Source organism: Acinetobacter silvestris (genome assembly GCF_002135235.1).
GTDB classification, from domain to species: Bacteria; Pseudomonadota; Gammaproteobacteria; order Pseudomonadales; family Moraxellaceae; genus Acinetobacter; species Acinetobacter silvestris.
Window position 1 is genome coordinate 57,610 of record NZ_NEGB01000001.1, and the last position, 17,625, is coordinate 75,234.

Annotated in this window: 16 protein-coding genes; 8 read left to right on the forward strand and 8 right to left on the reverse strand. The window is 37.6% G+C overall.

Going from position 1 to position 17,625, the window contains the following annotated elements:
* Nucleotides 1-72 precede the first annotated feature (72 nt).
* From sodC to B9T28_RS00305, 3 genes are all read left to right on the forward strand, one after another.
* Nucleotides 73-642, forward strand: coding sequence for a superoxide dismutase family protein (gene sodC / locus B9T28_RS00295; RefSeq protein ID WP_086201984.1), 570 nt, complete (start codon nt 73-75; stop codon nt 640-642).
* A 104-nt stretch (nt 643-746) separates the two neighbouring features.
* A complete protein-coding gene (gene yccS, locus B9T28_RS00300; RefSeq protein ID WP_086201985.1) occupies nt 747-2,909 on the forward strand; it encodes a YccS family putative transporter in 2,163 nt (720 codons plus the stop codon).
* A 131-nt stretch (nt 2,910-3,040) separates the two neighbouring features.
* A complete protein-coding gene (locus tag B9T28_RS00305) occupies nt 3,041-3,328 on the forward strand; it encodes a DUF3817 domain-containing protein (protein ID WP_086201986.1) in 288 nt (95 codons plus the stop codon).
* 90 nt (nt 3,329-3,418) lie between these two features.
* Here the strand turns inward: B9T28_RS00305 and craA are convergent, their stop codons facing one another.
* The 4 genes from craA to B9T28_RS00325 form a co-directional block, all read right to left on the reverse strand.
* On the reverse strand, nt 3,419-4,648 hold the full coding sequence (craA, locus tag B9T28_RS00310) for a chloramphenicol efflux MFS transporter CraA (RefSeq protein WP_086201987.1): 1,230 nt from the start codon (nt 4,646-4,648) through the stop codon (nt 3,419-3,421).
* A 256-nt stretch (nt 4,649-4,904) separates the two neighbouring features.
* Entirely contained in the window at nt 4,905-6,167 is a 1,263-nt protein-coding gene (locus tag B9T28_RS00315; RefSeq protein WP_086201988.1) for an AbiH family protein, read from the reverse strand.
* Nucleotides 6,168-6,257: 90 nt separating this feature from the next.
* Nucleotides 6,258-6,635 (reverse strand): hypothetical protein, encoded by a 378-nt coding sequence (locus B9T28_RS00320; protein WP_086201989.1) that lies wholly within the window; start codon nt 6,633-6,635, stop codon nt 6,258-6,260.
* Nucleotides 6,636-6,731: 96 nt separating this feature from the next.
* Nucleotides 6,732-8,141 (reverse strand): FAD-binding oxidoreductase, encoded by a 1,410-nt coding sequence (locus tag B9T28_RS00325; RefSeq protein ID WP_086201990.1) that lies wholly within the window; start codon nt 8,139-8,141, stop codon nt 6,732-6,734.
* Between the two features lie 376 nt (nt 8,142-8,517).
* On the opposite strand from B9T28_RS00325, the gene serA reads away from it, so the two are divergent.
* On the forward strand, nt 8,518-9,750 hold the full coding sequence (gene serA / locus B9T28_RS00330; RefSeq protein WP_086201991.1) for a phosphoglycerate dehydrogenase: 1,233 nt from the start codon (nt 8,518-8,520) through the stop codon (nt 9,748-9,750).
* A gap of 104 nt (nt 9,751-9,854) precedes the next feature.
* Nucleotides 9,855-10,745: an EamA family transporter gene (locus tag B9T28_RS00335; RefSeq protein ID WP_086202536.1), complete on the forward strand. Its 891-nt coding sequence runs from the start codon at nt 9,855-9,857 to the stop codon at nt 10,743-10,745.
* A gap of 48 nt (nt 10,746-10,793) precedes the next feature.
* Here B9T28_RS00335 and B9T28_RS00340 read toward each other — a convergent pair whose 3' ends face one another.
* Nucleotides 10,794-11,513: a metallophosphoesterase gene (locus B9T28_RS00340; protein ID WP_434057112.1), complete on the reverse strand. Its 720-nt coding sequence runs from the start codon at nt 11,511-11,513 to the stop codon at nt 10,794-10,796.
* 30 nt (nt 11,514-11,543) lie between these two features.
* Nucleotides 11,544-12,491, reverse strand: a complete 948-nt coding sequence (locus B9T28_RS00345) for a tetratricopeptide repeat protein (protein WP_086201993.1) — start codon at nt 12,489-12,491, stop codon at nt 11,544-11,546.
* Nucleotides 12,492-12,660: 169 nt separating this feature from the next.
* Here B9T28_RS00345 and B9T28_RS00350 point away from each other — a divergent pair, with 169 nt between their 5' ends.
* Nucleotides 12,661-13,524, forward strand: coding sequence for an EamA family transporter (locus tag B9T28_RS00350; RefSeq protein ID WP_086201994.1), 864 nt, complete (start codon nt 12,661-12,663; stop codon nt 13,522-13,524).
* A gap of 72 nt (nt 13,525-13,596) precedes the next feature.
* Here the strand turns inward: B9T28_RS00350 and B9T28_RS00355 are convergent, their stop codons facing one another.
* Nucleotides 13,597-14,364, reverse strand: coding sequence for a sulfite exporter TauE/SafE family protein (locus tag B9T28_RS00355; protein ID WP_086201995.1), 768 nt, complete (start codon nt 14,362-14,364; stop codon nt 13,597-13,599).
* A 30-nt stretch (nt 14,365-14,394) separates the two neighbouring features.
* A complete protein-coding gene (gene truB / locus B9T28_RS00360; RefSeq protein ID WP_086201996.1) occupies nt 14,395-15,300 on the reverse strand; it encodes a tRNA pseudouridine(55) synthase TruB in 906 nt (301 codons plus the stop codon).
* Nucleotides 15,301-15,451: 151 nt separating this feature from the next.
* Here truB and B9T28_RS00365 point away from each other — a divergent pair, with 151 nt between their 5' ends.
* Nucleotides 15,452-16,483, forward strand: a complete 1,032-nt coding sequence (locus B9T28_RS00365; protein WP_086202537.1) for a lipase secretion chaperone — start codon at nt 15,452-15,454, stop codon at nt 16,481-16,483.
* A gap of 93 nt (nt 16,484-16,576) precedes the next feature.
* A complete protein-coding gene (locus tag B9T28_RS00370) occupies nt 16,577-17,539 on the forward strand; it encodes a lipase family alpha/beta hydrolase (protein WP_086201997.1) in 963 nt (320 codons plus the stop codon).
* Nucleotides 17,540-17,625: the final 86 nt, after the last annotated feature.

The following is a 17,625-nucleotide window of genomic DNA, read 5'->3' on the forward strand; positions in this document are numbered from 1 at the left end:
TCATTCGCATTGCCTCGCATCCTATGCTCTGTTTGAATAGCCTTACAACAAACACAATATGGATGCGTCATCATGCTTTCCACTTTTTTAAAACTGTCTGCTTTAACGACTTGCATTGCATTATTCACGGTAGGATGTAGCACAACGAAATCAACCACATCACATATTCATAAAAACAAATTACCACAAAAAATTGCAGATCTACATGCCGTGACATCTCAAGGCATTCAACAAAAAATTGGAACAGTTACTTTTCAAGATAGCCCACAAGGCTTAACGATTTCCTCACATCTCTCAGAATTACCATCTGGATATCATGGTTTCCATATTCATGAAAATGGTTCCTGTGCACCTGCGGCAAAAGATGGAAAAATAGGTGCTGCTTTAGCTGCAGGCAGTCATTTCAATCCCAATCATGTCATGCATGGCACCCCCAATGATGGCCATTTAGGTGATTTACCCGTGCTCAATGTCGACTCAGATGGTCATGCCAATACCACCGTCATTGCACCACGTTTAAAGCTTAAAGATATTCAGGGTTTGACGATTATGGTGCATGCAGGGAGTGACAACTATTCCGACCGACCAAAACCCTTAGGTGGTGGTGGAGCACGTATTGCTTGCGGTGTCATTCCATCATGATCACCAGCATTTTTTACACATTTTCATCTAAATAAATATTCGGCAGCTGAACCAACACGATAAACTAGAATTCGTTCAAGCCCTTACTTTTGCGAATACGTCCTGTGAATAGTCTGCAACAGCTTTACCAAAACTTTAAATCCAATTCTATTTGGGTATATTGCTTACAGATTTTTATCGTACTAAGCGGGACTACACTTGGGTTGTATTTTTTAGGCTATCAACATTTGATTGTTCCTGTAACCTTAGGAACAATTGCAACAGCACTGACGGACTTTGATGATCGCCTCAGTATACGCCTGAGAAATTTGGGCTATGTCTGTGTGTTATTTTTTACGGTCAGCAGCATTTTAGACGCGCTGTATCCATATAAACTTTTCTTTATTCTATACTTATCACTCTCCAGTGCCGTCTTAATCTTAATGGGTGCATTGGGGCAACGTTATGCCAGCATTTCCTTTGGTACGATTCTACTGTCTATTTACACCATGTTTGGCTTGGGAGAGTACAGCGAATGGTATCAACAGCCTAGCTATTTTGTGATGGGTACCCTTTGGTATGGCATGAGTGCCATTCTCTTTTATTTACTCAAACCCACTCAAGCCTTACAAGATAATTTAGCGCAGAACTTTAATGCACTCGGACAACTTCTTAACATTAAATCTAAGCTATTTGATCCTGATAATACCGAGAATATTGAACAATGGGTCTATGAACTTTCTCTACAAAATAGCCAAGTAGTACAAAGTTTAAATATAACCAAAGGCTCCTTACTTACCCGTTTAAAAGCCTCTCGTGCCAATAAAAATACGATTTACTGGCTCAACCTATACTTTTTAGCACAAGATATTCATGAACAAGCCACGTCTAATTATTTACATTATGAAAACATTCATCAATATTTTAGCCGCACCGATTTAATCTTTCGCATACAAAAAAATGTACGCCTACACGCTCAAAGCTGCCAAGCCCTTGCACATGCCATTTTGCATCAACAGCCCTTTCAAGCCAAGGCTGATACCGAAATAGCACTACGTAATTTAGAACATTCTATTCATCAATGGATTCACGAAAATCCACACAATTTAGAAGTCAAAAACTTACTCTTAATTTTACGTAATCTCACGAAAATTCGGGATCAATTTATAAATTTAAGCATTGAACAATATCATTACCAACAACACTATCATGGCAATAACCATCAACAGCAACAAAATATTAATCTGTTAGATGATGATATTCATGGTGCTCAAGATTTATGGCTCAAACTTAAACAACATCTCACTCCACAATCAGCACTATTTAGACACGCAGTGCGTATCGCATTTGTGTTTACAGTCGGTTATGCCCTGTCCCTGTTGCCCTTTGCCAAAAATGGCTACTGGATCTTACTCACCAGCTTATTCGTTTGTCAGATGAGTTATTTTGCGACCAAAAGTCGTTTAAAACTACGCACATTAGGTACACTTTTAGGCGTGGTTTTAGGCATCCCTATTTTATATTTTGTGCCCAGTATTGAAGGACAATTAATACTGACCATTATTTTTGGTGTGTGCTTTTTCTATTTACGTTCTAAAAAATATGCCATGGCAACACTCATGGCTACGTTAATGGTGTTATTGATTTTTAATCTTAAAGGTACTGGTTATGAGATCATTTTACCTCGAATAGTTGATACGATTTTGGGCTGTTTAATCGCATGGTTTGCAGTGAGCTTCATTTGGCCAGATTGGAACTTTCGTAATATCTCCAAGACCATTCAAAAAAGTACGCAAGCAACTTTGGATTATTTCGATGCCATTGTTGAACAGTACCAACAGGGTAAAAATAATAGTATGACTTACCGAGCTGCACGGCGGAATGCTCATAATGCGCAAATTGAATTATCCAGTATGATTTCAAGCTTAAGTACCGAACCGAATCCTAACCCAGATTTAATTCATAATGCCTTCCGTTATTTGGTATATAGCCATAGTCAGCTCAGCTATGTCTCTGCATTGGGAAGTCATCGTGAGCAAGTCCAAGATCAACAGATTCTAGCGTTAATGCGATGGTGTAAGCAGCTACTCAATGATGTCATGCTTAATCAACACGCTTTAGATGAGCAAAAAATTCAACAAAAGCTCGCTGAAATTCAACAATTAAGTACACAAGATGATCTGTCTGATAATTTGCTGTTAGCATTGAAACAAATCAGTTTATTGTTAGAAACCTTACCTGAGTTACTTAAACTCAAAACAGCTTTATTCAATTTGGATATTAAATAAAAAACCAAAGATTACATTTAAGTATGATGCTATTACTGCAAATGAAACCAAGAATTTTATTGGAATTTTCATTCAACTTTAGCCGTGACTCAGCTACACTCGAAATTCATTCTCATGTTTAAACAGTGACCATGAATATCAAATCTTTACGTGTTGTTGGCTTTTTAGAAGGCATTTCTTTTTTACTACTGCTATTAATTGCAATGCCAATGAAATACATTTGGGACAATCCCATCATGGTGAAATATGTAGGCATGGGGCATGGAATACTGTTCATTGCCTTCTTAGCGGTTTTATTTGTGGTTTGTGAAAAACAAAAGTGGTCGATTAAGATGTTTATTTTCGGTTTAATTGCTTCAATTTTGCCGTTTGGACCTTTTGTGTTTGATCATAAACTCAAAAAGTTAGAACAAAACTAAATCGATCTTTTAAAAAGATAAAAAGAAAGGAGCATTAACTCATGCTCCTTCTGAATAATGTTTTAGCCTTCATCGCTTAAAAGAAAAAGGTTAAAACTCTCCTCTTTGTTTACGTTCCAACAAAATAGTATTCAACATCTTACGCGGATAACTGAACCATAAAGCGATTAACGCAAAACAGACCAATCCATATGCCAACAAATGATAATGTTCATAGAGTACTCGCACCAATTCAATCACGAAAAAGAAACTCAACATCATTAACACTGAAACAGCTGCTGCGACTGTTCCTTTTGAAACGTCTGATGACATGAGTGCAAAACGATAAAGTATAGAAAAACTAATGCCTTCACCAAAGCTAATCAAGGTCATGCCTAAAATCACACAATAAATAAAGTAATCGTTCCAAATCGCTCCGATTAAGACAATTATGCTGCCTAAAAGCATAATCGGTAGACCAAATAATACTGTTTTACCTAGGGCTAATTTATCAATAATTTTAATCAGGGCAATATTACCCAGTATCAGACCACCCAATACTGGAAATTGTGCTAATCCATATTGCATACTGCTTAGACCTAATTCTTCCACCAACATGACTGGAGATAAAGCAATCCATAGCATGAGTGGCATTGCAAGCATTGGTAATGACAAGGTCATAATTAAGAATCTTTTATTTTTAAAGACCTGTTTAAAATCATCCAGTACATAGCGAAATGGTTGCTTCGGCTTACTGACTTGAGAACTGGGCATTTTTGCTTTTAAGCCAAACCAGCTCAGAAAAGCCAATAAAGCTATACCAATAAAGCCCCAATGCCACGATAGATGGTCAATTAAGAAAGCCCCCAATACAGGCCCAAGTAATGGTGCAAGTAAAGAAATATTTGCCATCAGCGCCATAACTTTAATCGCATCACGTTCTTCAAAGGTTTCTTGGACTGCGGCATAGCCTACAGCGGAAATGACTGATAATCCAAAGCCTTGTAGAAAACGTAATGCTAAAAAGGACTCAATATTATGAGTGAGTAAAATGAGTAAGCAACAGATAACAAAGAAAAGTACACCGGCGAGTAAAACTTTTTTTCGACCTATGCGGTCAGACAGTGGGCCAAGTAACCATGCTACACATGCCCCACCCAATAAATAGAAAGACATTGAAGATGGTGCCCATGAGCTACTTACACCAAATTCTTTAGTAATGGCGAGCATTGCAGGTTGGACTAAGTCATTGCCAATATAGACTGAGAATTCAAACAGTACCAATGCCAATGGGAACATGAGCGTTGCACGGCTCAACGTTGTGGTTTGAGTTTTTTGCATTATTTTCTACATATCGTTATAGGCTTACAAAGGCTGATTACTTTTTTTAGGGAGATAAGCATCAGCCCAATGGCAAGCACTGAGAATTTAAATATAAATTTTAGAAAGTACGCTTAGTTTTAAGCGGTTTTAAACACCGTTTTCACAAGGTGTCTGAGTAGATAAAAATAAGTAATTGTGAGGTTTTATAACAGAGCCAAGTACGTTGAGTTGGCTCTATCGTTATAGTTTAGCAGAGACAATCTAAAGAAAGAAATTAAGCTTTTGCAATTTTTGGTAATTCAACAGGCTCAATATTATTTAATTCAACAATATCAGGATTTGGTTTAAATTTAAGCCACCCTTTTTTCATCCATAACTCAACTTTATCTTTTTTTAGAATATCTAATAAATTATTTAAAAGCCGAGGTGCATCATTTCCATAAAAATAGACAGTTACAAGACATTGAACATTCGGCTTTTGATTAAATGAAAAGATTTCATTTATATAAGATTCATCTGATTCAGCTAATGAATGTCCCCAAATATAGATGTTAATATTTTTTTGACCAATAGAATTTGAATCAATTAATGACATCAATTCTTTATTTTCTCTTAAAAAAAGATAGTCAGTATTATTTAACAATTTTTGATGATATTTAGTAAAGCTATAATTTTTAAACTTTTTTAAGAACTCATTTTTAAGATCGGAAATGCCTAGAACTAAGCTTTTACCTACACGACCATGTATGAATTCAATTTTTGTATCAGGTGTATAAAACCGATTTAATGTTCGAGTATAGTTAAATGATAAAATATCTAAGTGCTCTATATCAAAAGTAAATTTTTCTTTGTTGATTTTATTATAGGGACTTAATTTTTCCACTATATTTACAAGATACCAATCAAAAAGCTTTATAAAATTATTTAAGTTGCGCTCAAGATCTTCAATTATTAAATGTGAATTAATATCCAAATCTAGTTTATTATTTCTATAATATTTCCTGTTAATTTTTGCATTGTGAGTATTCTCAATTAATGAATCCAGTATTCCTAATAAAAATAATTTTTGAATACTTTTCTCTTTAAATAAAATATATTTATTTTGTTCTTTCTCAGTCCTACATAAAACTAATTCTTCTAATTTTTCATTAAATTGATAAATTCTCTCAGCTTTTTCACTGAAAATTGCTACTAAGTCTAAAGCCTTGGCAAACTCAGATTCAAAATCAATCCATGTTTCTATATTATTGACATGATGTAAAAAGAATCTAAACCATACATTTTCTTTTAGCTTTATTTTAAGCTCTTTGATCTGATCAACTGAAATTTTAATTTGATCTGTGTCATACATTGCTTTGGTATAACCAAAAAAATAGTCTTCTTTCTCATACAACGATCCAAATAGATCATCAAAACTCATTTCACCATTAGCAATATCCCAATTTTCTATTGCACCCATCACATCCATAAAATGATCATACTTCGTCGGTAAGTAATGCGACAAATCAAAACCGTTACCGACAATTAAAATATTCATTGTTATTATTTCCCCAAAACTAAAAAACGTACCAAATCTGATACGTTTTAAATGAGGACTAAAGCCTAAAATTCAATCATAAACAATTAACTAAGAGCATCGTTTAGTTTGAAAACTTTTAGTATTACTGCCTCGTGCACACTGATAACTCTTCTTGGTTTCCTGCAATTTCCAATCGTGCTCTACCAACTTAAAAATATAATCGGTACGAATGGCAGAAACAGAATCATCCATTAAATTCGACTCAATCACTGCAATTTGAGCCGCAGTTGGAGCCTCAACACGGTTAAATACTTGACGTATAGAAAGACTATTTTGCTCTTTTAAAATATCAGGCTGAGCTTTTAACACCTGTTGCATTGGTGCATCTGAACCAGAAAAACTCACTTTACTGGCTAATTTTTCAGTCGTCGCACAGCCAGAAAATACCACTGCACACACCGAAAAAATTGAAAACAAACGAAACATCTTTAGACTCCCCAAAACAAAAAGGCATAGCCTTTATAATGCTATGCCTTGCTTGGTTACAATATAGAAACCATGTAGCCCTATATGTTTAACATCTTATAAATCAAACAATTTACCCGGATTCATTATGCCTTTCGGGTCGAATACTTGTTTCAATGCCTTCATATATCCAATTTCTTCTTCAGAACGCGTGTAGCCAAGATATGGCTTTTTGGTCATACCTACACCATGTTCCGCAGAAATTGAACCATCGTATTTTTTCACGGTTTCAAATACGTATTTATTCACCACCTGACACTTAGCAAAGAATTCATCTTTACTTAAATCAGCAGGTTTTAAAATATTTAAGTGCAAGTTACCGTCACCAATATGACCGAACCAACAAATATCAAAATCAGGATAATTCGCTTCCACAATTGCATCAATTTCTTTAATGAATGCAGGAACATGGGTAATTAACACAGAAATGTCATTTTTGTATGGAGTAAATGGCGCAATGGATTCAGAAATGTCTTCACGCAAACGCCATAAGCTATGCACTTGGTCTAAGCTTTGGCTCATTACGCCATCTAGCACCCAACCTTGTTCCATACAATGCTCAAAGATTTCCATTGCCGCATCCATAATTGGCTCATACGGCGCTTCAAACTCGAGCAAAACATAGAAAGGACAAGCCGTTTCAAATGGACGTTGCACATGACCATGATCCAAGACTTTCTGCATCGCCAATTCACCGAAGAATTCAAATGCAGTTAAATCAATTTTATTTTGGAAGGCATGCAACACAGGCATGATTGACTCAAAATCTGGGATACCCAATACCATCACTTGTAAATCATGCGGTTGGCGTTCCAGCTTCATTTCAGCTTCAGTCACTAGACCTAAAGTACCTTCACCACCAATGAACAAATGTTGTAATGCATAACCCGTGGCATTTTTAATCATGCCTTTATTCAAACGCAGTACATCGCCTTTACCCGTCACAACGGTTAAACCCAATACCCAATTACGCGTCATGCCGTATTTAATGACTTTAATACCGCCAGCATTGGTGCCAATGTTACCGCCAATTTGTGAAGAACCTGAAGATGCAAAATCAACCGGGTAATACATGCCCTGTTCTTCCGCATAGTTTTGCAATTGTTCAGTCACCACACCTGCTTGTACACGTACCATACGGTCTGCAGGGAAGAACTCAAGAATTTGGTTCATTTTGTCCATGCTAACAACAATTTCGCCATTCGCTGCCACAGCACCAGCCGATAGCCCCGTACGACCACCCGATGGGGTAATCGCAACATCAAATTGATTGGCAAGTTTGACAATCGCTTGCACTTGTTCAGTACTCGATGGAAAAACGATGACAGATGGGTTTGGATCAAAGTGTTTAGTATGATCACGACCCCAATTTTCTAAACTGTCAGCATCGGTTTTAATACGATTTTCACCGACAATTTCCGTCAATTGGGTCAATAATTCAGGTGCTAAAGTAACTGGAGCATTCATCGTTTTGCGGACCTAGCAAGATATAAACAAGTGGTTTTGGGGACTATAGCGTTTCATTTTAAAATGGCTTGATAAAAAGCATTCATCTGAAAGTAAACATCATTTTTCAAAATTTACCGCCAAGCTCTACTGTATTCTACCGTTAAGACTAAATTGGATAAAGCCTCATATATGCATACAATATTTACAGTTTATGCATAACTTAAATACAAGTTGTATGGAATAGCAGCAAAATACAGACTCATCCATTTTATCAATATAGCTTATAAGAAATCGTAGACAAATATCCACGTTCTCCGTCATAAACGAAATATCTATAGACCCATCTCTATGGTATCATATTGCGACTAAATTTGGCCTTTGTAGCGGAGCCGTAATGAGCCAACATCTTTCACTACCTAAAGATAAAATTCGTTTCTTGTTGTTAGAAGGCGTTCATCAAAACGCAATTGACACATTAAATGCTGCTGGATACACCAACATCGATTCCCGTAAAACTGCGCTTGAGGGTGAAGCGTTGAAAGAAGCGGTTAAAGATGCTCACTTCATCGGTATTCGTTCACGTACTCAGTTGACTGACGAAGTATTTGAAGCAGCCAACAAGCTTATCGCTGTTGGCTGTTTTTGTATCGGTACCAACCAAGTGAACTTAAATGCTGCGATGATTCGTGGTATTCCAGTATTTAACGCACCATATTCAAATACACGTTCAGTGGCTGAACTGGTACTTGCTGAAGCAATTCTTTTACTTCGTGGTGTTCCTGCGAAATCTGCTTCAACTCACCGTGGTGGTTGGAACAAATCGGCAGTGGGTTCATTCGAAACGCGTGGCAAAACTTTAGGTATCGTAGGTTACGGTTCTATTGGTTCTCAACTTTCAGTACTTGCTGAAAGCTTAGGTATGCACGTCATTTATTATGATGCAGTAACAAAATTGCCTATGGGTAATGCACGTCAAGTCGGTTCTATGGCAGAGTTACTTGCTACTGCTGACGTGGTGTCTTTGCACGTGCCAGACGTACCATCTACACGTAACTTCTTTGGCAAAAACCAATTTGCGCAAATGAAAGAAGGTTCTATCTTCATTAATGCTGCACGTGGTACATGTGTAATCATTGAAGATCTTGCTGATGCGATTAAATCGGGTCATATTGCCGGTGCTGCAGTTGACGTATTCCCGAAAGAACCTAAAGCCAATGGTGAAGAATTTGTTTCTCCACTTCGTGGTTTAGACAATGTAATTTTAACGCCTCACGTAGGTGGTTCGACCATGGAAGCGCAAGCGAACATCGGTTTAGAAGTGGCAGAGAAATTTGTTGCTTACTCAGATAAAGGCATGACCTTATCTGCTGTGAACTTCCCAGAAATTGCATTGCCATTGACTGAAGGTAAACACCGTTTACTGCACATTCATAAAAATATTCCTGGCGTTCTTTCTAAAATTAACAACTTGTTTGCTGAACACGGCATCAACATCTCAGGTCAATCATTAATGACTAAAGGTGACGTTGGTTACTTAGTCATGGACGTTGATGCAACTGCATCTAAAGAAGCTTTGGATACCCTAAACGAAGTTGAAGGTACAATCCGAGTTCGCGTATTGTTCTAAAGAATAATGCTACTCAAAAACCACAGCTTTCTAGCTGTGGTTTTTTATTGTTTGATAAAAATACTGCTATCATTCCTTTACCGATTAAAGGCTCTTTTAGTTACATGCTCAATCTAAAAAAAACATCCTACCTCCAAGCAATTTTTTTACTTTTAGTCGCTATGATGAGTCTGCAAAGCAGTGGTTCTTTAGCCAAAGTATTATTTGAACAATTTCCTGTTTTAACTGTAGCGGTCATGCGCATATTTATGAGCGCAATCATTTTGGCTATTATTTTTAGAATTTGGAAAATTAATTTCAGATTGGTGAAATGGCCTTCCATCATTGCTTATGGTTTTGCCATTGCAGGAATGAATGCTTTATTTTATTTATCTATAGCACGTTTACCTTTAGGGATTGCCGTTTCATTTGAATTTATCGGCCCACTCAGCGTTGCTTTATATTATGCACGACAAAAATTTGATTTTGTTTGGGTGGGACTTGCCATTTTAGGCTTAGTTTTATTGTTTCCCTTTGATCAAGCTGTGCAACCTTTAGACCCAATTGGTATCATATTTGCACTTGCCGCAGGCGCATGTTGGGCAATGTATATTGTTGCAGGGCAAAGACCTTCTGGCATTTCAGGCAATCATACTGTGTGTTTAGGCATGTTTGTCGGCATGCTATGTTTAATGCCCATTGCCCTATTTTCAGGTATGACGGCAGCGGTTTTTGAACCTTCAAACTTAATCTACTTTATTGCACTGGCTATTCTTGCCAGCGCCTTGCCTTTTACTCTAGAAATGATTGCGTTAAGAAATTTAACTGCATTAAGTTTTGGAACACTCATGAGTTTAGAACCTGCTATCGCCGCTTTTTCAGGTTTTATCTTTCTCAATGAGCAACTGCTTTGGACACAATGGCTCGCACTATCTGTGATTATTTGTGCATCGATTGGCTGTACGTATACCACACAGCAAGCAAGGAAAAAAGCCGAAGCCAAGGTGAAAAATTAAGTATTCAATCAGCGAAGTTTAGATTCAAAAAAAGCTTGATCAGATATTTTAATCAACCACTTTTATTTGCTGTTCAATAGAAATACTCGGGCTAATTTCAACTAGGGTTAGCTTCCGTCCAAATACACAGCCTGTATCGAGATAATAACAATTGTCTCGTTTTGTGACAAAATCAATCACGGTATGTCCAAGGAAAACCTGATCAATGCCTTGAATTTTGCCATATAAAGCTGGGCGTTTATTACGAATGCGCCCTCTTCCCCATAGCGCCAGTTCATGCTGAGATTGAACGGATTGTTTAAATTCATTCCAATCATTGTGGTCGATATCAGCATGTACAAAACCATAACGCTGATTTTGAAATTCAACTTCCAAAATCACAGGTAAGGTCAGACATTGCTTTCGGACTTGTTCACGCTGAATCGGGGCTAAATGATAAAACCATTCCCCGCCATGATCGGCATGTAAATTCGCCATTTTCCGATCGACTTTGGATAAAATACACATTTCTTCATGGTTACCCAGAATCGCCTTAAACCAAGGCTGATCAATCAAATTGAGACATTTTAAACTTTCTGGCCCACGGTCAACCAAATCCCCCACGGCAATCAATAGATCTTGCTCAAAATTAAATTGTACATCTGCAAGTTTTTGCATGAGTTGATCATAACAACCATGCAGATCACCCACTACAAATAAACGACCGCGGGTATGCTGATAAATCTGTGTCTTTAATTGCACTAAATCACGCTGACCTAAGTTTAAAATATTCTTCCACCAAACCATGAATATAATCCATTAAAATTCAATAGCTGCTGCTTCAATATGCTGATTTTCTTTGGCTAAATTTAAGTATTTAATGGCTATTTTTTTATTTTTACGCACACCTAAGCCTCCCTTTTTATATGCTTTAAAGAGTTCAAAATAGGCATTGATATCCCCAAAATCAGCGGCTTGTTGTAAAAGCGCTATACTTTGTGGCAAATCTGCTGCAATACCGACACCACCTCGATACAGCTGTGCCAAGATATAACAAGCTCGTGGTGAATTTTCAGCTTTAGCTTTATATAACCAAGACAATACCTGTTCCATATTCTGCTGATGCTGCGCATGAGTCGCCATACATAACATGGCTTGAATATTGCCATTTTGTGCCGATGCATTTAATAAAAATAAATGCTGTTCATGCTCTAAAGGTAATAACATTGCAAGCTCAAACTGAGCATCACCATGATGATTTTGGGCTGCCTGCTCTAGCCAATACAGTGCTTGCTCTTCATCTTTTTCTGTACCTAAGCCTTGTTTAAAACACTGAGAAAAAGAATACTGTGCATCACGATTTCCAGCTAAAGTCGCCAGATGCAAATGCTTAAATGCTTGCTGTAAATTAATTTTTTCACTCAAACCCTGTAAGCCAATATCCGCCAACTCTAAATGAGCAACGACTGCACCCAAGTTTACGGCCTGCTGAAATAATAAGATCGCGGCGTCTGGGTTTTGTGGCACATAATGCCCAAGTCGGTGCCATTGCCCCAATAATATTGTTGCAGCAGCATGGTTGTTATTCGATGCATGGATCAATATATCAATTCGTTGTTGCGCTTGCTCATCCGAAGTTGCTACAGCAATAGATTCACTATCGACTACCCACTGATAATAATCATCCAAATTATCTTGTTGAATAAATTCAAATAAATTCGGGTTGATTGGCTCAGAATCTATTTTATTACTTATGCTATTTGACATCTTGTTTACCTAAATTTGTGTCATTTATCTATAATATATGTATTTATCTTACCTCAGTTAAAACCATATCATAGGAAAATATTAAATGATTTTTCATATAGTTTCGAAATGTAAAATTATTGAAAAGAAAATGCTACTATCCGCAATGTCATTCTGATCTGCTTAATTTATGCAAAACACTAATCTTACAGCTGTTTTTTATATGATCTTATCCATGGTGGCGTATCAGATCAGCGCATCATTTGCCAAACAGTTGTTTGAAGTTCTAGATCCCCTCACCGTGGTGACGCTTAGACTAAGTTTTGCCTCTATTTTAATTATTTTAATGTTCCGTTCTTGGAAAATCATCAAACGACTTCCGTATTTAAAATGGAAAGATTTACTGTTTTATAGTGGTTCGGTCTGTTTAATGAATGTATTGTTTTATGCTTCTCTAGGCAAACTACCACAAGGTATTGCTGTTGGTTTAGAGTTCTTAGGTCCCCTCACCTTAGCTTTGCTCTCGATTAAACAAAAAAGTGATTATCTTTGGGTTTGTCTTGCCATTATTGGCGTTACCTTAATGGTGCCTTGGCAAGATGCAACGCAGCATAGTTTTTCATATCTTGGGGCTGCATTCGCCATTGGTGCTGGAGTGTGTTGGGCCTTTTATATCTTTTATGGTCAACGCGTTGTACGACAAAATATTGGTATGCATGCACTAAGTATTGCAATCGTATTGTCAGCTTTGGTCATGCTACCGATCAGCGCAATGCACAATCCGACTGCACTCATGCAAACTCAATATTGGGGACAGGCATTATTAATCGCCTTATTGGCCACTGCTCTTCCGTATGCCTTAGATTTAATGGCGCTCAAACACTTAAATAAACTCAGTTATGGAACGCTATCTAGCTTATCTCCTGCACTGGGTGCAATTGCGGGCTTAGTCTTACTCAATGAACATATTTCAATTTGGCAAAGTATAGCCTTAGTTTGCATTATGCTTGCATCGATTGGCATCACCTTTAGAGCCAGAAAACCCGCTGACTGACATCCAGATTAATTTAAAAAAACCATTAAAAAGATGGCTAATAAGCCATCTTGTATAAGCGTATTTTCATAGTCAAGCCATCAATATCTGATAACCCAAACGACAAATTAAAATACTGACTAAAATTAAAAATAGAATTCGAATAAATCCACTACCATATTTCAGTGCCATTTTCACACCAACAATAGAACCTGCAACATTGGCAACAGCCATTATTAATCCCAATTGAAACAACACATGCCCAGTTGGAATGAAGAAGCTCAAGGCTGCAAAATTGGTCATAAAGTTTCCGATTTTAGACAACGCTGAAGCATGTAAAAAATCGACTTTTAAATAGCGAATAAAATAGAAAATAAAGAAACTACCCGTACCTGGGCCAAAAATCCCATCATAGAATCCAATTAATAGACCACCTACTCCGGCCAATAACAGAATTTTAGGCGTAATTTCCTGCTGGAAATGCACTTGCCCAAATTGTTTTTTCATGAAGGTATATATCGCTATAACAATCAGCATGAATAAAACAAAGGGTTTTAAAACCGCCTGCGGAATCATTGAAACACAGGCGGCTCCGCCAAAGGAACTGATAAATGCTGTAACAGCAATAACGGCAAGTAACTTCCACTGCAATTTAACTTGACGTAAATAAGATAATGCCGCTGAAGCTGTGCCACAAATAGAAGCCAGCTTATTGGTACCAAAAACTGTTGCCGTTGCATAGTTCGGTAATGCGCCCATAAGTGCAGGAATTTGAATCAATCCCCCTCCACCCACAGCTGCATCAATTGCACCAGCACAAAAGGCAAAGAAAACCAAACTGAGGATTAAATCGAATTCCATAACTTTCTACTCTTGTATATCTATATCGGTTTAGAGGTTAAGCACACGTTTCGGCACTAAACGCTTTTTATCCGTGATTTCAGCTAAACCTAAACACTTCTCACCATCAAAGACGATCACTTGTGCTTCTGCAGCATGCTCAATATTACTTTCCATTCCTTTCTGGAAATAATCAGCACGCCCTTCAGGCACTTGTATTTTGGGGAAGTGATCAACTGGCGCATAAACAGGTAACAGCAAGGCCTCACGCTGTTGCTCAGTTAAGCTTTCTAAATATTCAATGGTATATTCAGGAATAAGATCAAAATGCCCAGTTTTAGTACGATGTAATTGGATCAGATGTCCACCACAACCTAAAGCATGGCCAATATCCTCACCCAAGACTCGAATATAAGTTCCTTTAGAACAAGTCACATCTAAGCTCAGGCTATCTTCTGTAAAACCAAGTAAAGTCAAATCATAAATGGTGATTGGACGCGCTTCACGTTCAATTTCAATCCCTTTGCGCGCCAACTCGTACAGAGGACGCCCATCTTTTTTTAAGGCAGAATACATCGGTGGTATTTGTTGAATATCACCCCGAAATTGCGCCAATACCTCTTCTATTGTTTCTGCTGTTAATAACTGGACTGGACTGGACTGTAAAACTTCCCCCTCAACATCACCGGTACTTGTGGTTTCACCCAACTTCACTACAGTTTGATAGCGTTTAGTCGATTCCAATAAATAATGTGAGAACTTGGTTGCTTCACCTAAGCAAATAGGCAATAACCCTGATGCCAATGGATCCAAGGCGCCTGTATGTCCTGCTTTTTGTGCTCTCAATAGCCAACGAACTTTTTGTAAAGCGGCATTCGAACTAAGACCTAATGGCTTATTCAATAAAAAAACACCACTAATATGGCGACGAGAGATTTTCTGAGCTTTCAGGGACATGATCTACATAATTCGTGCAATCTTGGTGCGTATCTTAACAAATCCACTTATCCATTTTTACAATTTTTACCTGTGAATTTTATTTTTTTATGTCAGATTATTTTTTAATCAAAATAACAAAATCAAAGGAAGCTGTATGGCTGTGCAGGGAATGCAGAAAAAATATAGAGGGATCATCCTCGGATTTATCATCGTTGTGATCTTGGCTTTTATTTTTTGGTTAAAACCACATGATTCGAACCAAGGCAATAAAGAGAATTCACCTCATATTCAAGCTCAAACCAATGCTAGCACTATAACTGCTGCCAACATGACAACCGAATCCTCACAGGCATTCAGCAGCCAAAGCCAACAAGATACACAAATTAACTGTCAAATTCATGCTGATCAAAGCAATCACTTAGTCGTCAATGCACAAACCAAAGACTGCTTTGAATATTTCATTACCCAATATGGTGAAAAAAATATTCAGCAAATTAAAACTGATTTTATTCACTATGTAAAAGCCAGCTTTAAAGAACCAATTTTGTCACAATTGAGCGATCTATGGTCACGTTATCTACAATATCGTGAGCAACTTGGACAACTCACCGCGCCGAATGTTAAACCAGAAGATCCTCAATACTACCGGACTATTTTTTCAAATATTAAAAACTTACGCACACAATTTTTTTCAGGTTATGAAATTGAAGGCTTGTTTGGTAAAGAAGATACCTATAATAACTACACCTTAGATCGTATAGAGGTCATGGATGATAAGCATTTATCTCCGGAAGAAAAGGCACAAAAATTAAAAAAACTATTCAATAATTTACCTGAAGATTGGAAAGAAAATTTACAACAACTTTCACAACTTGAAGATTTAAGAAAACTGACTGCAGAAATTAAAGCACGTGGTGGTTCAGCTGATGAATTGCACCAAATGCGTACCAATCTTGTCGGTCCAGAAGCAACACAACGCCTAGAAAAGCTAGATGTCCAACGTGATGATTGGAAGCAACGCGTCAATCAATATTTAACTGACCGTGACCACATCACACAAAGCTCAATGAGTGATGCTGCAAAACAAGCTGCTGTGGAGCAGTTAAAAGCTCAACAATTTAACAATTCATCTGAACAACTTCGTCTACATACTTTTGAACGTGTTCATGATCAAGGTGGAAAATTACCCTTTAGCAATTAATCAGTAATTCAACCCTTTTAAGCTGCAATAGATCAGGAGGTACAACAAACAACGCTTTTATCATTCAAACAAAAACAAAATTAAGGAATAAAAATGAAAGCAAGAATACTCGTCGCAGGACTGCTGACATGTTTAAGCTATCAACACAGCACTGCCGCTGCTGGTCTACAAAAAGCCACGACATCTTATGTGGCCGATAACTATGCCCAAACTAAATATCCGATTGTATTTGCACACGGTATGTTTGGGTTTAATCGCTTGGGCAATGCCGAATTTGGGCTTGATTATTGGTATCAAGTTTTACCCGATTTAGCTCGTCATGGTGCGACTGCCTACGCTGCTCAGGTTTCACCTTTAGAATCTACTGAGGTTCGAGGGGAACAATTATTGCAACAAGTTGAAGAAGTGATTGCCTTAACAGGACAACCCAAGGTGAATTTAATTGGCCACAGTCATGGTGGGCCAACTGCACGTTACATTTCAGGTATTCGCCCTGATTTAGTGGCTTCCGTTAGCTCCGTCGCTGGTGTGAATGGTGGTTCTGCTGTTGCCGATTTAGTTCAAAATACACCGCTGCTCACCGGTCTATTGGCACAGGTGGTGAATACTCTCGTCGCTCCTGTTATCAATTTTGCACAACAATCCAATTTACCCTCAGACTTTAAAGCATCTATTTATAGTATGTCACAAGCTGGAGTCATGGTTTACAACACCAAATTTCCCCTTGGTATGCCAACAACGTCCTGTGCAGATGGTGCTGCTCAAGCCAAAGGAATTTATTTCTATTCATGGACAGGTATTGCGAATACAACCAATTTACTTGATCCAGATACTGCACTGACGGCATTAGGACCGGTTGCATTTAGTGGTAAAGCCAATGATGGCCTAGTCAGTAAATGCAGTAGCAAGCTAGGGAAAACTATTCGTGATGACTATCGTTGGAATCATTTTGATGAGGTCAATCAAATTTTAGGATTACGGGATTACTTGTTCTCTCCTGATCCAGTTTCTGTTTACCGACAACATGCCAACCGCTTAAAACTACAAGGTCTATAAAATATTTTATCAGCCCATTGAGCATCTAGATGCCTCAATAATTTTAAAAATGCAAAACTAAAAATTCAAAAGGGAAATATTGTGAA